The sequence below is a fragment of the Paenibacillus sp. Marseille-Q4541 genome, assembly GCF_018310695.1.
Taxonomy (GTDB): domain Bacteria; phylum Bacillota; class Bacilli; order Paenibacillales; family Paenibacillaceae; genus Paenibacillus.
This window is the reverse complement of sequence record NZ_JAGXCY010000006.1, coordinates 1-15274: the sequence shown is the minus strand read 5'-3', so window position 1 is coordinate 15274 and position 15274 is coordinate 1. Positions and strand designations below refer to the sequence as shown.

The window sequence follows — 15274 nt, the reverse complement described above, 5'->3', positions numbered from 1 at the left end:
TTATATCTTCATAGGTAATCTCGTCTCAAAAACGGTCTGACTGGATGAGCTATCCACGGAGATTTGTCCTCCGTGCACTTCGAAGATACTCTTCGTGATGGCAAGTCCAAGTCCAGTGCCACCCGTAGCTTTGGAACGGGATTGTTCTACGCGGTAAAAACGTTCAAAAATATACGGAAGGTCCCTCTTCGGTATCGGTTCCCCATAATTGCAAATCCGCACAATAACATACCTATCGTCTTTTTCGATGTAAATGTCGATATATTTGCCACTGCTTGCGTATTTAATGCTATTGGAGATGAGGTTTTCGTAGGCCCGAACCAGTTGGTCTCCATCCGCCTTAATCAGCATCGGCTGATCGGGTACGTGGGTCCTAATGGTCATATTCGCCTGCTCAAGACTCGGAACGAACTCCTCAACCAGTTGCTCAATTAACCCTGTCAAATCCAGTTCCCGTAAGTTTAGGGGCATACCGTTATTGATACGTGTGTATTCAAATAGATCATCAATTAATTTTTTAAGACTCAGCGACTTTTCATAGGCGATATTCATGTAATAGCGAAGCTCTACTTCGCTCGTGTAACGGTCTTTATCAATGATTTCTAGAAATCCGAGAATGGAAGTGAGAGGGGTCCGAAGGTCGTGGGAAACCCCGGTAATCAGATCATTTTTCGTTTTCTCCGCATTTCGCTCCTCTTGAATAGAACGGTTCAGCTGCTCACTCATCGCGTTGATGCTTTCCGCAATCCTGCCAAGCTCATGGTTTTCCCTAACCGGAATCTGATGGTCGAAATTCCCCTTGGCGATCTTCGCAAGCCCACCATTGATTTCCTCTAAATACGTATGAATTTGCTCTGACAAGTTGTTCATGTTTTCCGCGATTGTACCGAGTTCATCGGCTGCTTTTACTTTAGCGGTTTTTTGTAGCTTTCCATCGGCCATCTCCTCCAAAGCGCTCGCAAGCTCCTTGGCACGATCAACAAGTGGCCGGGTTGCAACCATATAGGATAAAAGAAAAAAAGCCGGGCCAACTATGATGATGGTGTTTTGAGATCCAATATGGTTGATGATCCAGGCGAGGGGCATATTATATGGCGGAAGCTTGATCACATAAGAAGCTAGCAGACCTCCTAGCAGCACGAACAGCAGCGTAAGCGCCATGCATCCAAGGAATACGACGAGAAATTTCCAGCGAATACTGATGTATACCTTAGTGTTCATGATCCACTACACCTCCTTGGCCGATTTCATTTTGTAACCAATCCCCCAAACGGTTTTAATGTACTGGGGATGCTGGGTATCCTTCTCGATCTTTTCGCGGAGCTTGCGAATATGAACCATAACCGTGTTTTTCGATTCCATGAATGGCTCATTCCAAACTTCCTCGTATATTTTGTCCATGCTCAATACGATCCCTTGATTGACAGCCAAAAGCTTTAAAATATCAAATTCGCGGGGTGTCAGCTTTACCTCTTGATCGCCGATCATCACCGTATGGGTGGCAGTATTAATCATAAGATCATCAATTACGATCTGATTTTCGGCCGAAACACTGTTGTTATTGTTATTCAACAGCTTGTACCGACGCAGCTGCGATTTGACCCGGGCCACTAGTTCGAGCGGATTGAACGGCTTCGTGACATAATCGTCAGCACCGATACTCAGGCCTGAAATTTTATCGATATCCTGACTTTTTGCGGACAACATAATGATAGGTGTGTTGTTCTTCTCACGAATTTTCATGCATGCTTGAATTCCGTCCATTTGGGGCATCATGACATCAAGAATAATCAGGTCCACCGGGGAACAGCGTAAGATTTCGAGAGCTTCCAAGCCATTGGATGCCTTATATAGAACGTATCCTTCATTCTTTAAATAGATTTCAATCAGTTCAATAATCTCTTTCTCATCATCAACAAGTAAGATAGCTTCTCTTGACATAATGCGTTCACACCTCTTTGATATTGTAAAATCCACAATTTCTCTTATGTATTTAATGATATACCTAAACCCTTAACATTACGGTCGTAAAATTCTTAACATTCGCTTAAATTCATTATAACGATTCACCTTAGAATGAGTATTCCTACGCTTTTTATACTTAATAAGGAGAGTTCAGGGACAAGCGTCTCTGCTATTCTGATATACAACTTCATTGCAACCAATACATGTTATGGATTGTTTATATTTTTAAAGTAGATGTTATTTGCTATCTCTGGAGGAATGAAGATATGAACGAACGAGATCATCTAGAGTATTTATCCGCAAAAACGGTTCTGAAAGAAGACCCATATCCCAAGAGAGTTACAGCTGATCGGCTCCTTCTTGGACTTTTCATCACGGATGCGATTATCTGCTTATTGTATTTTTTAGGCATTCCGATTTTTGGTTGGGGAACCTTTGCTGCTTGTCTAATGCTCATTAACCTTCTGCTCTACTTTATCGCTGTAATTATGGGGAAGCGATTCATTTTACTCTTATTTCTTATACCTGCTGCTATCTTTGTCGTTATGTTTACTTTCCTACTCTATGGGTTCGCAACGTTGGATACAAGTCAATATTAGCTCTACATATAAGCTGTAGAATGAATAATCCACAGGAGGAGAGTCAATGAAATACACTGTAACCACTTTAGGAGAATCTATATATTCTTATGACTTCTACCAGTCATTACTTGGAGGACTGCTGTTAAAAGAACTGAGCAGGTATAGTTATATGGATCATGGCACTTACGACTCTGCTGAAGATGTGATCGGAATGGACGATTTAGAATGGAAAGATAAAAACCATCTTGTATTCCACACTCCATCTGGAGATCTAAACTTGAAGCTCAATTAACTATACTTAACTATTCTCAATTCGTAATCATCATCTTTCGTAAATAAATATATAAATTACATATGACAGGAGGTCGAGAGCATTGCAGAGCAACGATTCGTACTATAAATCAGAGACAGAGAAGGCCCCAGGGGCTCCCGTAGTTAGCGTCAAAAGTTGGATGCTTACCATTTTCCTTTTAGCAATACCCATTGTGAATATCATTCTTTTATTTGTTTGGGGTTTTGGAAATAATACCAATCCCAGTAAAGCCAATTATGCCAAAGCATCATTACTTTGGATGGCTATTGTATTAGCAATCTATCTCATTATATTCATCATCACGATCACGACCTCTTTATCATGAATCATTAATTCATGATAAAGCTGAAAAGCCCTTCCTTATATAAGGAAGGGCTTTTTGTATACTTGATTTACGCCATGATTTTGCAAATATCATTCGTGAATGCTACAGGATCTTCAACCTGTAAGCCTTCAATTAAGAGTGCCTGATTGTACAATACGCTAGTGTACACAGCGAATTTATCTTTGTCATTCTCAAATGCTTGCTTAAGTGAGTTAAACACTTCATGGTTCGCATTGATTTCGAGCACTTTGTCAGCTTTGACTTGCTGTCCATCGGCATTCGGCATCGCATTCAGCACTTTTTCCATCTCAATCGTAATCTCGCCATCAGCAGACAAGCAGACCGGATGTGATTTCAAACGTTTAGAGGCTTTAACTTTTTTCACTTTACCGCCAAGTAGCTCCTGCATTTGCTCGAACAATTCTTTGTTCTCGGTTTCCTTCGCTTCCGCTTCCTGCTCATTCGCATCCGCTTCAAATCCAAGATCACCGCTCGATACGGAACGGAATTCTTTCTCCTGATAGTTCATCAGCATCTTGATTGCGAACTCATCCACATCGTCCGTGAAGTAAAGAATTTCATAGCCTTTATCTGCAACTAGTTCCGTTTGCGGTAAACGATCAATACGCTCTACGGACTCGCCTGTAGCGTAGTAAATATATTTCTGATCTTCCGGCATACGGGATACGTATTCAGCCAAGCTCACAAGCTTCTTCTCTTTGGAAGAGTAGAACAGCAGCAGATCTTGAATGTCGCCCTTATTCATACCGTAATCGTTATATACGCCGAATTTCAGCTGTCTACCAAAGGATTCATAGAACTTCTCGTAATTGTCGCGCTCATCTTTAAGCATGGATTGCAGCGCAGATTTCACTTTATTTTTGATGTTCTTCGCAATCAGTTTCAGCTGACGATCATGTTGCAATAGCTCACGAGAAATATTGAGTGATAGATCCTCGGAGTCTACCATCCCTTTCACGAAGCTGAAATAATCCGGCAGCAGGTCACCACACTTGTCCATGATCAGAACCCCGTTGGAGTAAAGTTCAAGACCTTTTTCATACTCTTTCGTGTAGTAATCAAATGGTGTTTTCTCTGGAATAAAGAGAATCGCGTTATATACAACCGCACCGTCCGCACTAATATGAAAGTGTTTCAGTGGTTTGTCGAAACCGTAACGTTTTTCAAAATAAAAATTCTCATAATCTTCATTAGTGAGCTCGTTTTTATTTTTACGCCAGATTGGCACCATACTGTTGACGGTTTGCTCTTCCGTCACTTCTTCAAACTCGTTCTCTGCATCTTCTTTCGGTTTCTGTGTCTTCACATCCATCTTGATCGGATAGCGAATGAAATCAGAATACTTCTTGATGATGGTTCTGAGACGGTACTCTTCCAAGTACTCATCATAAGAATCTTCTTCGGTGTTCTCACGAATATGAAGAATAATATCCGTACCTACACTGTCTTTCTCAGCCGTTTCAATGGTGTATCCATCTGCACCTTTGGACTCCCACTTGTAAGCTTGCTCGCTTCCCCATGCTTTGGTAATGACAGTAATCTCGTCGGCAACCATGAATGCAGAATAAAAACCTACCCCGAACTGACCAATAATGTTGTGTCCGTCCTTCAGTTCATTCTCATTCTTGAATGCAAAAGAACCGCTGTTCGCGATAATCCCGAGGTTGTTCTCCAGATCTTCTTGTGTCATCCCGATTCCTGTATCGGAAATGGTTAATGTGCGGTTTTCTTTGTCTGCTGTAATTTTAATAAAGTAGTCTTCAGATTGGAACGTAAGTTGATCCTCTACCAAAGCCTTATAGTACATTTTATCAATCGCATCACTAGCGTTAGAAATCAGTTCCCGTAAAAAAATTTCCTTCTGGGTGTAAATGGAGTTAATCATCATCTCAAGCAAACGCTTGGATTCCGCTTGGAATTGTTTCGTTGTCATGAATAGTCTCCCTTCTACTCTTCAACCTATTTTTTAGCACTCTAATAGGCAGAGTGCTAACTCTCCCTTTTATATACCATATTCCATTTTTTGATGTCAAGTTTCTCCTACCTCTGCAGAAGATAGCTTAGAAAAAAATCGAAGACTGCAAGCAGTCCTCGATCTGTTCATTCAATCTCTATCGCGCTCTCCCGAATAATAAGCTTCGTCGGGATCGTAACTTTTAAACACATTTCCCTCTCATTAATGAGACGTTCCTGCAAGAGAGAGACCGCTGTCTCTCCCATAAATTCCGTATTGAGCCGGATCGTCGTCAGCGGTGGCACCATGAACTGAGCAGCTGATATATCATTAAATCCGACAACACTAATATCCTCAGGTATACGGTAACCCAGTTCAGAACATGCTTTGTATAATCCAACCGCAATCGTGTCATTCGCAACAAATACGGCCGTTGGCTTCTCCTCCAGTTCCAGTAGCTGCTTCAAAAGCAAGTATCCGTCCTTTGGATTATAGCCTCCGATCTTAATATAGTCCTCACAATACAAATCCTTGCTCTTCAAATAATTCTCAAATACTTCCTGACGCAAATCATAATAATGATTGCCATGCTTATCCGTATCCACACCGCCGATAAAACCAATCTTCGTATGACCAAGCTCCAAAAGATAGTTCAATACTTTCTTCGTCGCCTTATGAAAATCAATAACAACCGAATCGAATAGATCATCGTCCGGTGAAGAATCGATAAATACGACGGGCTTCTGGAAACTAGCAATGCGCTCTATATCTTCTCGTACAAAAAATCCGAGACAAATAATGCCGTCAATCGCCCGAAGCTGATCCGCATGATCTCCGCTTCGGATGCGCTGCATCTTAAGCCCTTCTGACTCAAGCTTCTTCTCTAGAGCGACACGAATCGAAAGATAGTATGTATCATTCAATTCCTCTTCTAGCGAATAGGAATAATAAAGGCCAATCTTAAACTTCCGTTTTCGTCTTTTCTTGCTCGAGATGTGATAAGACAATTGTTCTGCCGCCTCAAAGACTCGCTGTCTCGTCTCATCGGTGACGTTCAATGTATCATCATAATTTAACACCCTAGACACTGTCGCAATGGACACATTGGCTATATCCGCAATTTCTTTAATTGTCGCCATTCTACCGCCTACTCATCTTATTTGGTATAAAGTTCAGCTTCGTTTCCGCCATAATAATCGCAATGAGGATGATAACACTGCCGAGTACCATACGTGCCGTAAGCACCTCATTCAGAATAAGAACAGAAAACAGGGTACCGAACAGCGCTTCCGTTGACAAAATAATAGCTGCCTTCGTTTCCGTTGTATACTTTTGTGCTATCGTCTGTAGCAAGAAAGCAATCGTAGTGCTGAAAATGCCTAGATAAGCTGCTGCGAGCAGCCCCTTGCTGTCCATGTTAACTTGGAGTAATTCTCCTTGAAACAGAACAACGATGAAAGATAACACAAATGCAGTAATCATCTGGACAATCGTAAGCCCGATCGGAGAATGCTTTTTGACGTATTCACATGTGAAAAAGATATGAAATGCAAAGCAGACCGCACAAAGCAGGGTTAACGCATCTCCATAATTCAAGCTAAGATTCATTTCAATAGATAGTACCCCCACGCCAATGACCGCGAGTACCGCACCGATTAATCCGTATTTATCCAGCTTTCTCCGATATAATACATAACCGATAAAGGGGACGATCACTACGTTGACGGCAGTTAAAAAAGCATTCTTTGACGGAGTCGTATGCTGCAAACCTACGGTCTGCAGCGTAAAAGCAAGAAAAAGAAATACGCCAAGCACGATGCCAGCTCCAATTGCCGATCGATTCAGCATCCGTAAATGCTTCATAAAAATAATCGACATCAAGCTTGCTCCTATTAAGAATCGGATCGCCATCACTTGATACGGTGTCAACGATTCTAATGAGACTGCTCCGGCGACAAAGCCAGTGCCCCAGATGACAGCTACAAGGAGCAAACCGATTTCACCAGCATATTTTCTCATGTAAGATCCTCCAGAGGTATAGTAAATTGTTCGGCTAACATGAGAAATACACTCGATGTCCATGTGAAGGCCGGATCAACCAAGCCTTTTCCGTTAAAAGGATCAAAGTTCTCTGCCATACCGCCGACCAGCGTAAGTTCCATAAATTTGAAAGCTAGCCGAGTTGCAAGTTCATTATATCCACTATCTCGGAGTGCATCAATGAATAAATAGGTTACAGGCGCCCAGATCGGCCCGAGCCAATAACCGTTCTCCTTGTACAACGGACTAACATGACTTTCCGTACACAACCCGTATGTTGTTTCGAATCTGTTAGCAAGAGTGTTCGCAAGATCATCGGCAATATTTCGAGGCAGCCTATATCCGATCACAAGCGGCATCATTAAGATCAAACTATCTTGATGCTCAATGATGCGATCTTCTGGTGCATATCTCGCAACAAAACGCCCATTTGAATACAATCTCTCCATTAGAAGTTCATATAACTGATCAGCCTTATCCTTCCACTCTCTTGCCTCTTCCTTCTGCTGCAGTTCTGTGGCCATGCTGCTAAGTAAGTCCATCTGCCGTATTAAATGTGCTGCCAAATCGGGTGCCTCCACAGGAATACCATCATGGAAGATAGACGCATTATCCCATCCCGAATCGTTCCCGTGATTGTAAACCGGCAGCCGAGAAGTATCGGTGCGCCGATGCTCTAGCCAATAATTGGTCGCTCTCTTCAAGCTGTCATATACACGAGCTACAACCACCGGGTCATTAAAAAAGGGATGCTGCTTCCTCATATTATTAAATGCCCATGCATGAATTGGCGGCTTGCAGCAGTTAAAGGACAAAAACTTGTCATTGATGAAGTCCGCGTATATTCCGGAATGATCTTGATGGGTGATAAAGATATCCAACTGAGCCATGGCCAGCTCCGGATAGTTGCTGCTTAGCATCATCGCATTAAAACAATTGTCCCAGCTCCATATGTTGAACATCCAATTCTTCGACATGTACATTGCATAGTTAGTAAGCTGTCCTTCTGCATGAACTACACAGGACCAGGTAATATAGCTGGCAAGCTTACGCGAAGGCCCATATCGCTCCGAAACTTTTGACATATTCTGCAGCCAACGCTCATACTCGCGCTCAACTCGCTGACATGCCTGCGCGTAATCGTCATATGTTGTTTTTGGCCATATCGTCTTATAACTCTCAATGGCGAAATTACACTCCCCATCGTTATGATTAAGAGTGATCTCAATCCCCTCATTACCCACTACTTTCCATGGTGCGCGAATATCTGCTTCTCCATCCAGCAAGCTGAACATCAGCTTAATCTCTTTGGAATACAAATGATATTCCCACTGATTCGGGCCATAAGGCATAAGGCTGTCATAACGGGATTTTGTAGCAATCAGTTGGAGCGATACCCCTACTAACTGACCGCGAATAATGTTTTCATCGCTGATGCAAAGTTCAGCGTACGCTGAATGATTATGACGATGAACGATACGAAGCCTTGTCTCTGTCACCTCAAGATCGTAGCTAACGGGCAAGCCGCCCTTCATCAGCTGCAACGAGAAGATTATGCTCGGGGCTTCATCCCCCCCATGCAAATCTCGCAGCACCAGTTCATTTGTGGTTCTATCTATGGAAAAAGCAAAGTAAGAACCATATCGACTGAATGGTATGTTCGAAATATCCAAAGACACTTTCCTCACCCCTATTCTTCGTAGCGAATCTTACTTGCCATCATTTCCGTACCTTGGGTAATCACTGACCACTCCACATCAAGTTCAAAAGGCTGGAGCCCCAGTTTATATGCTGGAAGCTGTTCTTGGCCGCAACTATTGCTTCCTAATCCTGATTGCATGTAATCCATATGAATGACCTGATAAGGTGCCTTCTCGATCTCATGTCGATGTTTCGCCCGCTCGAGTGCTTCCGCCTTGTAATCATGTACAGTCATTTCGCAGCCTTGATTTGTCTTGAACATAAGCGATGTCTCATCACCAGACATACTGAACCACTTCACATCTGTACGATTTCCGTTCTCTTGTGGATAAACATACGGTGTATGAAGATCTTCAACATTTGCACTGTACACTCCCATAAGGGATGCTTCTTTGCTGTCGATATAATTTTCTCCATAACCTCTACCGTACCAGGTCAACCGCTCAAGTCCCTTAGAGACATGAAGCTCGATGCCGATTCGTGGCAACATCGCAGGCACTTCCTTGCAGCGAATGACAGGAATGCCAGATAGACGAAGATGTATGGTTCCGTCCGCATACACCCTATAGAGATATACCGTCTCAAAGCCGAAACCTTGGTTCAGTGCGCTAAAATAAGTCGATATCTTCACTTCCGCATAGCTACCGCAGTCTTTCACTTCAAAGCTTGCCAATTGTTCGCTGGATAGATGTAAGAAATATTTCTGTTTCCAATCCTCAACTTTATACATATCGTTATCAATCGTTGCTCGCCACATCGTCATCCGCGGACCTCGCTCGATTAAGCCAATTCCCTTACTGCGGTAATGATCTAAATATCCGTATACATGATGGAATACAGCTTCAAACTGATCATTTGAGATCGTCGTGTATACTGCATCCTGCGTAATACTTACCGATCCTGTTGTTGTGCGCAGGGACAATTCCTCTTGATACTCCGGGAGCTTAAACTGTGCGCCAGCGCAGACGTATCCCTTATCAGCATAAGGTGCATCTTCCTTCAAAACATGCTCTAAAACTAAGTAATAATCGGTATTCGGTAGAACCTCTTCAACTGTATATGGCAGCTTAAACTTCCTTTTTTCATCTGGACGTACATCGCCGAGCTCCTCGCTGCCCTGCATCAGCACCTGATCATCATATACAATCTTCCATTTCATTAATAAATGCGATAGATCAACGAAATCATAAACGTTCTCAACCTCTATTAATCCGTCCGCCAAATCGACAACATAGGTTTTCACTGGCTCAATTATCTTCTTGTATTCCAACAGCGCAGGTGAAGGTGTACGATCAGGAAATACTAAGCCATCAATGCAGAAGTTTCCGTTCGTTGGCTCATCTCCAAAATCCCCGCCGTAGGCGTAATATGTATTTCCATCTTCATCATGCTGTAGGATTCCATGGTCGCACCATTCCCAGATGAAGCCGCCCTGAAGCCGCTTATATTGCCGGAACACCTCTTGGTACTCCTTTAATCCTCCAGGACCATTGCCCATAGCATGGCCGTATTCGCACAAAATGTGGGGTTTCTTGCCCTCCTCATTCCGCCCGATCTCCTTAAGCGCCTCTAGCCGAGTATACATCGTAGAATAAACGTCACTCGCAACGGCTTTAGGGTCACCCTCATAATGAACAAGCCGAGTATCATCGAGTCGTTTGCACGCATGGTACATGGCCGCAAAGTTGCTGCCAAAGCTGGACTCGTTGCCAAGTGACCACATAATAATAGATGGATGATTCCGATCACGCAGCACCATTCGTTCCGCCCGGTCAACGAAAGATTGCTCCCACAGCTGATTATCCGCCAGCCAATCAAAATTGCCTGTCAGCTCAAAACCGTGGCATTCCAGGTCTGCTTCATCAATGACATACAATCCGTATTGATCACACAAATCATAAAATACTTCGTTGTTCGGATAGTGCGAAGTACGGACGGCATTAATATTATGCTGCTTCATCAACAAGATGTCCTGAAGCATGCTTGCCTCACTAACCGTGCGTCCTTCCACTGGATCATGATCGTGGCGATTAACACCGTTTAACATGATCGCTCTTCCATTGACCGTCATGCATCCGTCTATGATTTCAATCATGCGGAAGCCGATGCGAAGTGGAATGATTTCAGTGATTTGTTCACCATCATAGAGCGTAATCAGTAGCTGATACAGATTCGGCGTTTCCGCCGTCCATTGCTTAGGGGCATGAATATGTTCCATGAGCTCGGCGTTATATTGGGATTCCCCTGCGACGGAGACCTTCTGCCGGAATTGATTCACGATGGTTCCCTGATCATCCAGCAGCTCGCATGCGATAACAAAATTTTTCTCAGAAACCGAAACATTGCTGAGTTTCACATGTACCAACAGTTCGCTGTCTCGATACGACTTATCAAAATGTGTCTCGATGTAGCAATCTTCTATCGCTGCTTCAGGCATCTGGTACAACTCCACGCTGCGGAATATACCGCTCATCCACCACATATCTTGATCTTCCAAATAGGTGCCATCAGACCATTGATACACGCGTACCGTAATTTGGTTATCACCGGCTGACACATACGATGTAATATCAAATTCGGACGGAAGACGACTTACCTTGCTGTAACCCACAAATTCCCCGTTTACCCATAGGTCAAAAGCGCTGTCCACTCCATTAAATTTCAATATTTCCCGGTAGCCCGGCGTCAGCTCATTTAGCCGAAATGACCGTTTATAAATCCCTGTAGGATTATCTGTTGGGACAAAAGGCGGGTTGATCGGAAACATGTAATATAGATCGGTATAACTCATCTTCCCGTACCCTTTCATCTGCCAGCAGGATGGCACGGCTATTTCTTCCCAGCTACTTGTATCATAGTCCTCATGATAAAAATGTGCAGGCGACAATTCCGGTGCTTCCAGATAAAGAAATTGCCACGGTCCGTCGAGGCTCTGATAGCCAACACTGTAGCTTTTATCCATAGATAAAGCCTGTTCTTTTGAGCTGTATCTGTGAAAGCTAGCAGCTGCGTCTTTACGATTGATGTGTGAAAGGTGAATATCTTCCCATCGTTTATATGTTCTTTTCATTGTATAAGTCCTCCCCACTACCATTCTAAGAAGTTATTTGATGGCACCACTGATGCCTTCAACAATATATTTTTGTGCATATAAAAACCCGATTATCGGCGGGATAATCATGAGAATCGTAATCGCCATGATCGGAAGAATCTGCAGTTCATGGACTCCCTTGAACGATGCAAGACCCAGCGCCAATGTATACTTAGATCGATCCTGTAGGAAAATAAGCGGTCCTAAATAGTCATTCCATACAGACAACATGTTCAGGACAGCAATCAGCGTCAGCGGGGCCTTCATAATCGGCACGAAGATTTTCCAATAGGTTTGGAAATCGTTCGCTCCATCAATTTTGGCCGCATGTTCCAAATCCTTCGGTACATTCATCAGAAACTGCCGCAGTAAAAAAATGAAGTACGCTGATCCAAAAAAAGAAGGCACAATAAGCGGTTTTAGTGTATTAATCCACCCAAATAAATTGAACTGCATGTATAACGGAATCATTGTCACATCCCAAGGAATCATCATCGTGGCAAGTAGTAAGATGAAAAGTCCGTTCTTGAACTTGAAATCGTACCTGGCGAAACCAAACGCAATTAACGAACAAGAGAGCACAGAACCAAGGGTTGTTAGGACAGTAATCGCGACGGAATTCACCAGATACAGTCCAAAAGGCTGAGCTTTCCATGCATTGATGAAATTAACGAATTGCAACTCACTTGGAAAAAAGGTCGGAGGATATTGATTCACTTCAGCATCTGTCTTTAAAGCCGTAAGTACAATCCATACAAAAGGAAAAAGGAAGTAGATTGCGAATCCGATTAGTAGGATATAAACAACGACTTTATGCCATATCGACATTTTCATTTCTTTTTCCCTCCTTTTTTCCGTTCACTCTTCACTTCATTCTCGTAAAAGACCCAAGCGGAGGAAGATTTGAAAATAAGCGCCGTCAATAGCAGAATGATGATGAACATGAACCATGCATTCGCACTGGCATATCCCAGCTTGTGATGCTTAAACGCATTGTTGTACACGAACAACCCGTAGAAATAGGTGGATTTGAGCGGTCCACCGCTTGTTAATAGTAGAACAAGGGTTAATTGCTGCATCGCAGAGATCGTTGACGTAATTAAATTAAAGAACAGAGTCGGCGTAATGAGCGGGAGCGTGATGCTGATAAATTGGCGAAGGGGACCTGCTCCGTCAATCGCTGCAGACTCGTATAAATCCGGCGGAATGCTCTTGATGTTCGTATAGAAGATCAGCATCATCGTTCCGACTCCCCATGCGCTGGCGATAACAATCGTAATGATGGCGCTGTTCGGATCGATCAACCACTTCGGACCCTCGATACCGACCAAGGACAAGGCATAGTTCAAAATGCCGTACTTGCTGTTAAAAATCCAACCCCAGATAATTGAAACCGCAACGCCGGACACAACGGCCGGCAAATAAAAAATGGTACGGAAGATCTTAACCCCTTTGACAGATTGGGTGATCAGCATGGCAAGTATCAATGAGGTAATTAAGCTTAACGGCACATAGAAAAGTGCAAATTTCAGAGTGATTGCTATCGATTTATAGAACTGAGGATCGTCAGAAAACATCTTGATATAGTTGTCAAACCAAATAAACTTAGGTTCCGAAGTTACCGGCCAATCATAAAAACTCATGACTAACGAAACGCATAATGGCCCAATCGTAAATAGCAGTACACCTACGATCCACGGAGATATAAATAAAAACGGAGTCCATTTTTCCAATCTGCGAATTCTTTTAAGACGTTTGACAGCATGTTCCATAACGAACCTCCCGATACACCTCTTGATCAAACTATAATTTTTTTGGAGACTAATGATTCAATACATCGGTCAGAAAGAGAGGGGGCTTAGGCACCCCTTTGCTCGCTCCTTCTCTCTACCGCTACTGCTGTGCAATTTCATCCAGTACTGCTTTCGGGTCCATCATCGTGCTTGGATTAAAGATCTCCTCGAACACTAATCCAAGGCTTTCAGCTGTTTCACTCCAGTTCTCGACCTTAAATGAGGCTGGGGTGTACCCTTCGCTTTTTTCCAGCATGCTATAGAACACTTTCTTGATTTCATCCTCCTGGAGCTTTTCACTTTCGACCACACTTTTTAGGACAGGCAGTTCGTAATCAATACGTGCCTTATTCGCTTCATCATTCGTCCAGAATTTAATGAACTCCCAAGCAGCCTCTTTACTCTTAGAGTCCTTCGACATCGAAATCCCGGAGGAAGACACAATACTGACAGCGCTTCCATTATTAAAAGAAGGCAACTCGACGACACCAAAATTAATCCCGGCTTCTTTCAAACTCCCAATAGACCAAGCTCCGTTCGTGAACATCGCGACTTTGCCTGATTTCATCTCTGTTGCGCCAGAACCTTCCGTCGTAATCGCATATCCTTCCTTCAGCATGTTCTGGAACATACTCAACACTTCGATCGATTTGCCGCTGTTCACATTCCCTTGTAAGCTGCCTGCATCATCAACGTAAGCCGTTCCATTCCCCCATAAGAACATTTCAAAATCATACGGATCAGGTGTGCCCGAGAATGCAAAGCCGCTTACGCTGTCTGCCGGGTTATTTAGCTTCTTAGCCGTTTCCTGCAGATCATTCCATGTCCAGCCGCTCTTAGGATAAGGAACTCCCGCTTGGTCAAATAAATCCTTGTTGTAATAAACAACATGCGTCGTATATCCAACAGGAAGACCTAACACTTGACCATCCGCTGTATTATAATTCCACAGTGTTTCATAGTAATTTTCTTTAAATTCGGCACCTTCCTTCTCGAGGTATGCATCTAGCGGTTCCAGAGCATCTTTGTAGGTCGGATAATTCCACATGTACATCACATCCGGCGCGTCTTTGGCTCCCATACCGGCCGCAATCTTCGTATCGTATTCGCTACCATAAGCCTCTAGGCTAACTTTGATGTCTGGATGAGCTGCATTAAATTCATCGACCAACTGCTGCTGAAGCGTCAAATTCTCATCGGAGTCCCATGTAGCAAACCGGACGACCGATTTCCCCGTTTGTTTTCCCCCTTCTACTGATTCCGTGGTCCCCCCTCCGCATCCAGATAGAAATACTGAAAATAGAATGGCGAGAACAAACATAGACCTACCCTTCGTTTTTTGCATGAGAAGCACCCCTTGATCGTATTGGATTGCCAAATCATAGATAACTGACGAGTCTGAACCATGGTGTGTATAGAGCAAGTTAGCACAAGGAAGAAGTTGTAATTTATTATATTTTTTAACTTAGTAAAAAGTCAACATATTTTAC

Annotated in this window: 13 protein-coding genes; 3 read left to right on the top strand and 10 right to left on the bottom strand. The window is 43.2% G+C overall.

Features of this window, described 5'->3' with window-relative positions; genetic code table 11:
- Both KFT32_RS09145 and KFT32_RS09140 read right to left on the bottom strand, forming a co-directional pair.
- Entirely contained in the window at positions 1 to 1221 is a 1221-nt protein-coding gene (locus tag KFT32_RS09145) for a sensor histidine kinase (protein WP_211746853.1), read from the bottom strand.
- Between the two features lie 6 nt (positions 1222 to 1227).
- Complete coding sequence (locus KFT32_RS09140; RefSeq protein WP_211746852.1) at positions 1228 to 1941, bottom strand: response regulator transcription factor; 714 nt, start codon at positions 1939 to 1941, stop codon at positions 1228 to 1230.
- Positions 1942 to 2231: 290 nt separating this feature from the next.
- On the opposite strand from KFT32_RS09140, the gene KFT32_RS09135 reads away from it, so the two are divergent.
- From KFT32_RS09135 to KFT32_RS09125, 3 genes are all read left to right on the top strand, one after another.
- Complete coding sequence (locus KFT32_RS09135) at positions 2232 to 2564, top strand: hypothetical protein (RefSeq protein ID WP_211746851.1); 333 nt, start codon at positions 2232 to 2234, stop codon at positions 2562 to 2564.
- Positions 2565 to 2610: 46 nt separating this feature from the next.
- Complete coding sequence (locus KFT32_RS09130) at positions 2611 to 2838, top strand: hypothetical protein (protein ID WP_211746850.1); 228 nt, start codon at positions 2611 to 2613, stop codon at positions 2836 to 2838.
- Between the two features lie 82 nt (positions 2839 to 2920).
- A complete protein-coding gene (locus KFT32_RS09125) occupies positions 2921 to 3184 on the top strand; it encodes a hypothetical protein (RefSeq protein ID WP_211746849.1) in 264 nt (87 codons plus the stop codon).
- 67 nt (positions 3185 to 3251) lie between these two features.
- Here the strand turns inward: KFT32_RS09125 and htpG are convergent, their stop codons facing one another.
- From htpG to KFT32_RS09085, 8 genes are all read right to left on the bottom strand, one after another.
- On the bottom strand, positions 3252 to 5138 hold the full coding sequence (gene htpG, locus KFT32_RS09120; protein ID WP_211746848.1) for a molecular chaperone HtpG: 1887 nt from the start codon (positions 5136 to 5138) through the stop codon (positions 3252 to 3254).
- A 167-nt stretch (positions 5139 to 5305) separates the two neighbouring features.
- Entirely contained in the window at positions 5306 to 6298 is a 993-nt protein-coding gene (locus KFT32_RS09115) for a LacI family DNA-binding transcriptional regulator (RefSeq protein WP_211746847.1), read from the bottom strand.
- 1 nt (position 6299) lies between these two features.
- Positions 6300 to 7178: a DMT family transporter gene (locus KFT32_RS09110; protein ID WP_211746846.1), complete on the bottom strand. Its 879-nt coding sequence runs from the start codon at positions 7176 to 7178 to the stop codon at positions 6300 to 6302.
- Entirely contained in the window at positions 7175 to 8878 is a 1704-nt protein-coding gene (locus KFT32_RS09105; protein WP_349304886.1) for an amylo-alpha-1,6-glucosidase, read from the bottom strand. Before KFT32_RS09105 ends, KFT32_RS09110 begins: the two co-directional genes overlap by 4 nt.
- 11 nt (positions 8879 to 8889) lie before the next feature.
- Positions 8890 to 11970 carry a glycoside hydrolase family 2 TIM barrel-domain containing protein gene (locus tag KFT32_RS09100; protein ID WP_211746845.1) on the bottom strand — a complete coding sequence of 1027 codons (3081 nt, stop codon included), beginning with the start codon at positions 11968 to 11970 and terminating at the stop codon, positions 8890 to 8892.
- 33 nt (positions 11971 to 12003) lie between these two features.
- The gene (locus KFT32_RS09095) at positions 12004 to 12825 is read right to left on the bottom strand and encodes a carbohydrate ABC transporter permease (RefSeq protein WP_211746844.1); all 822 of its coding nucleotides are present in this window, start codon (positions 12823 to 12825) and stop codon (positions 12004 to 12006) included.
- Positions 12822 to 13763 (bottom strand): carbohydrate ABC transporter permease, encoded by a 942-nt coding sequence (locus KFT32_RS09090; RefSeq protein ID WP_211746843.1) that lies wholly within the window; start codon positions 13761 to 13763, stop codon positions 12822 to 12824. Before KFT32_RS09090 ends, KFT32_RS09095 begins: the two co-directional genes overlap by 4 nt.
- A 121-nt stretch (positions 13764 to 13884) precedes the next feature.
- Positions 13885 to 15129 (bottom strand): ABC transporter substrate-binding protein, encoded by a 1245-nt coding sequence (locus tag KFT32_RS09085; RefSeq protein ID WP_211746842.1) that lies wholly within the window; start codon positions 15127 to 15129, stop codon positions 13885 to 13887.
- Between the last annotated feature and the right edge of the window lie 145 nt (positions 15130 to 15274).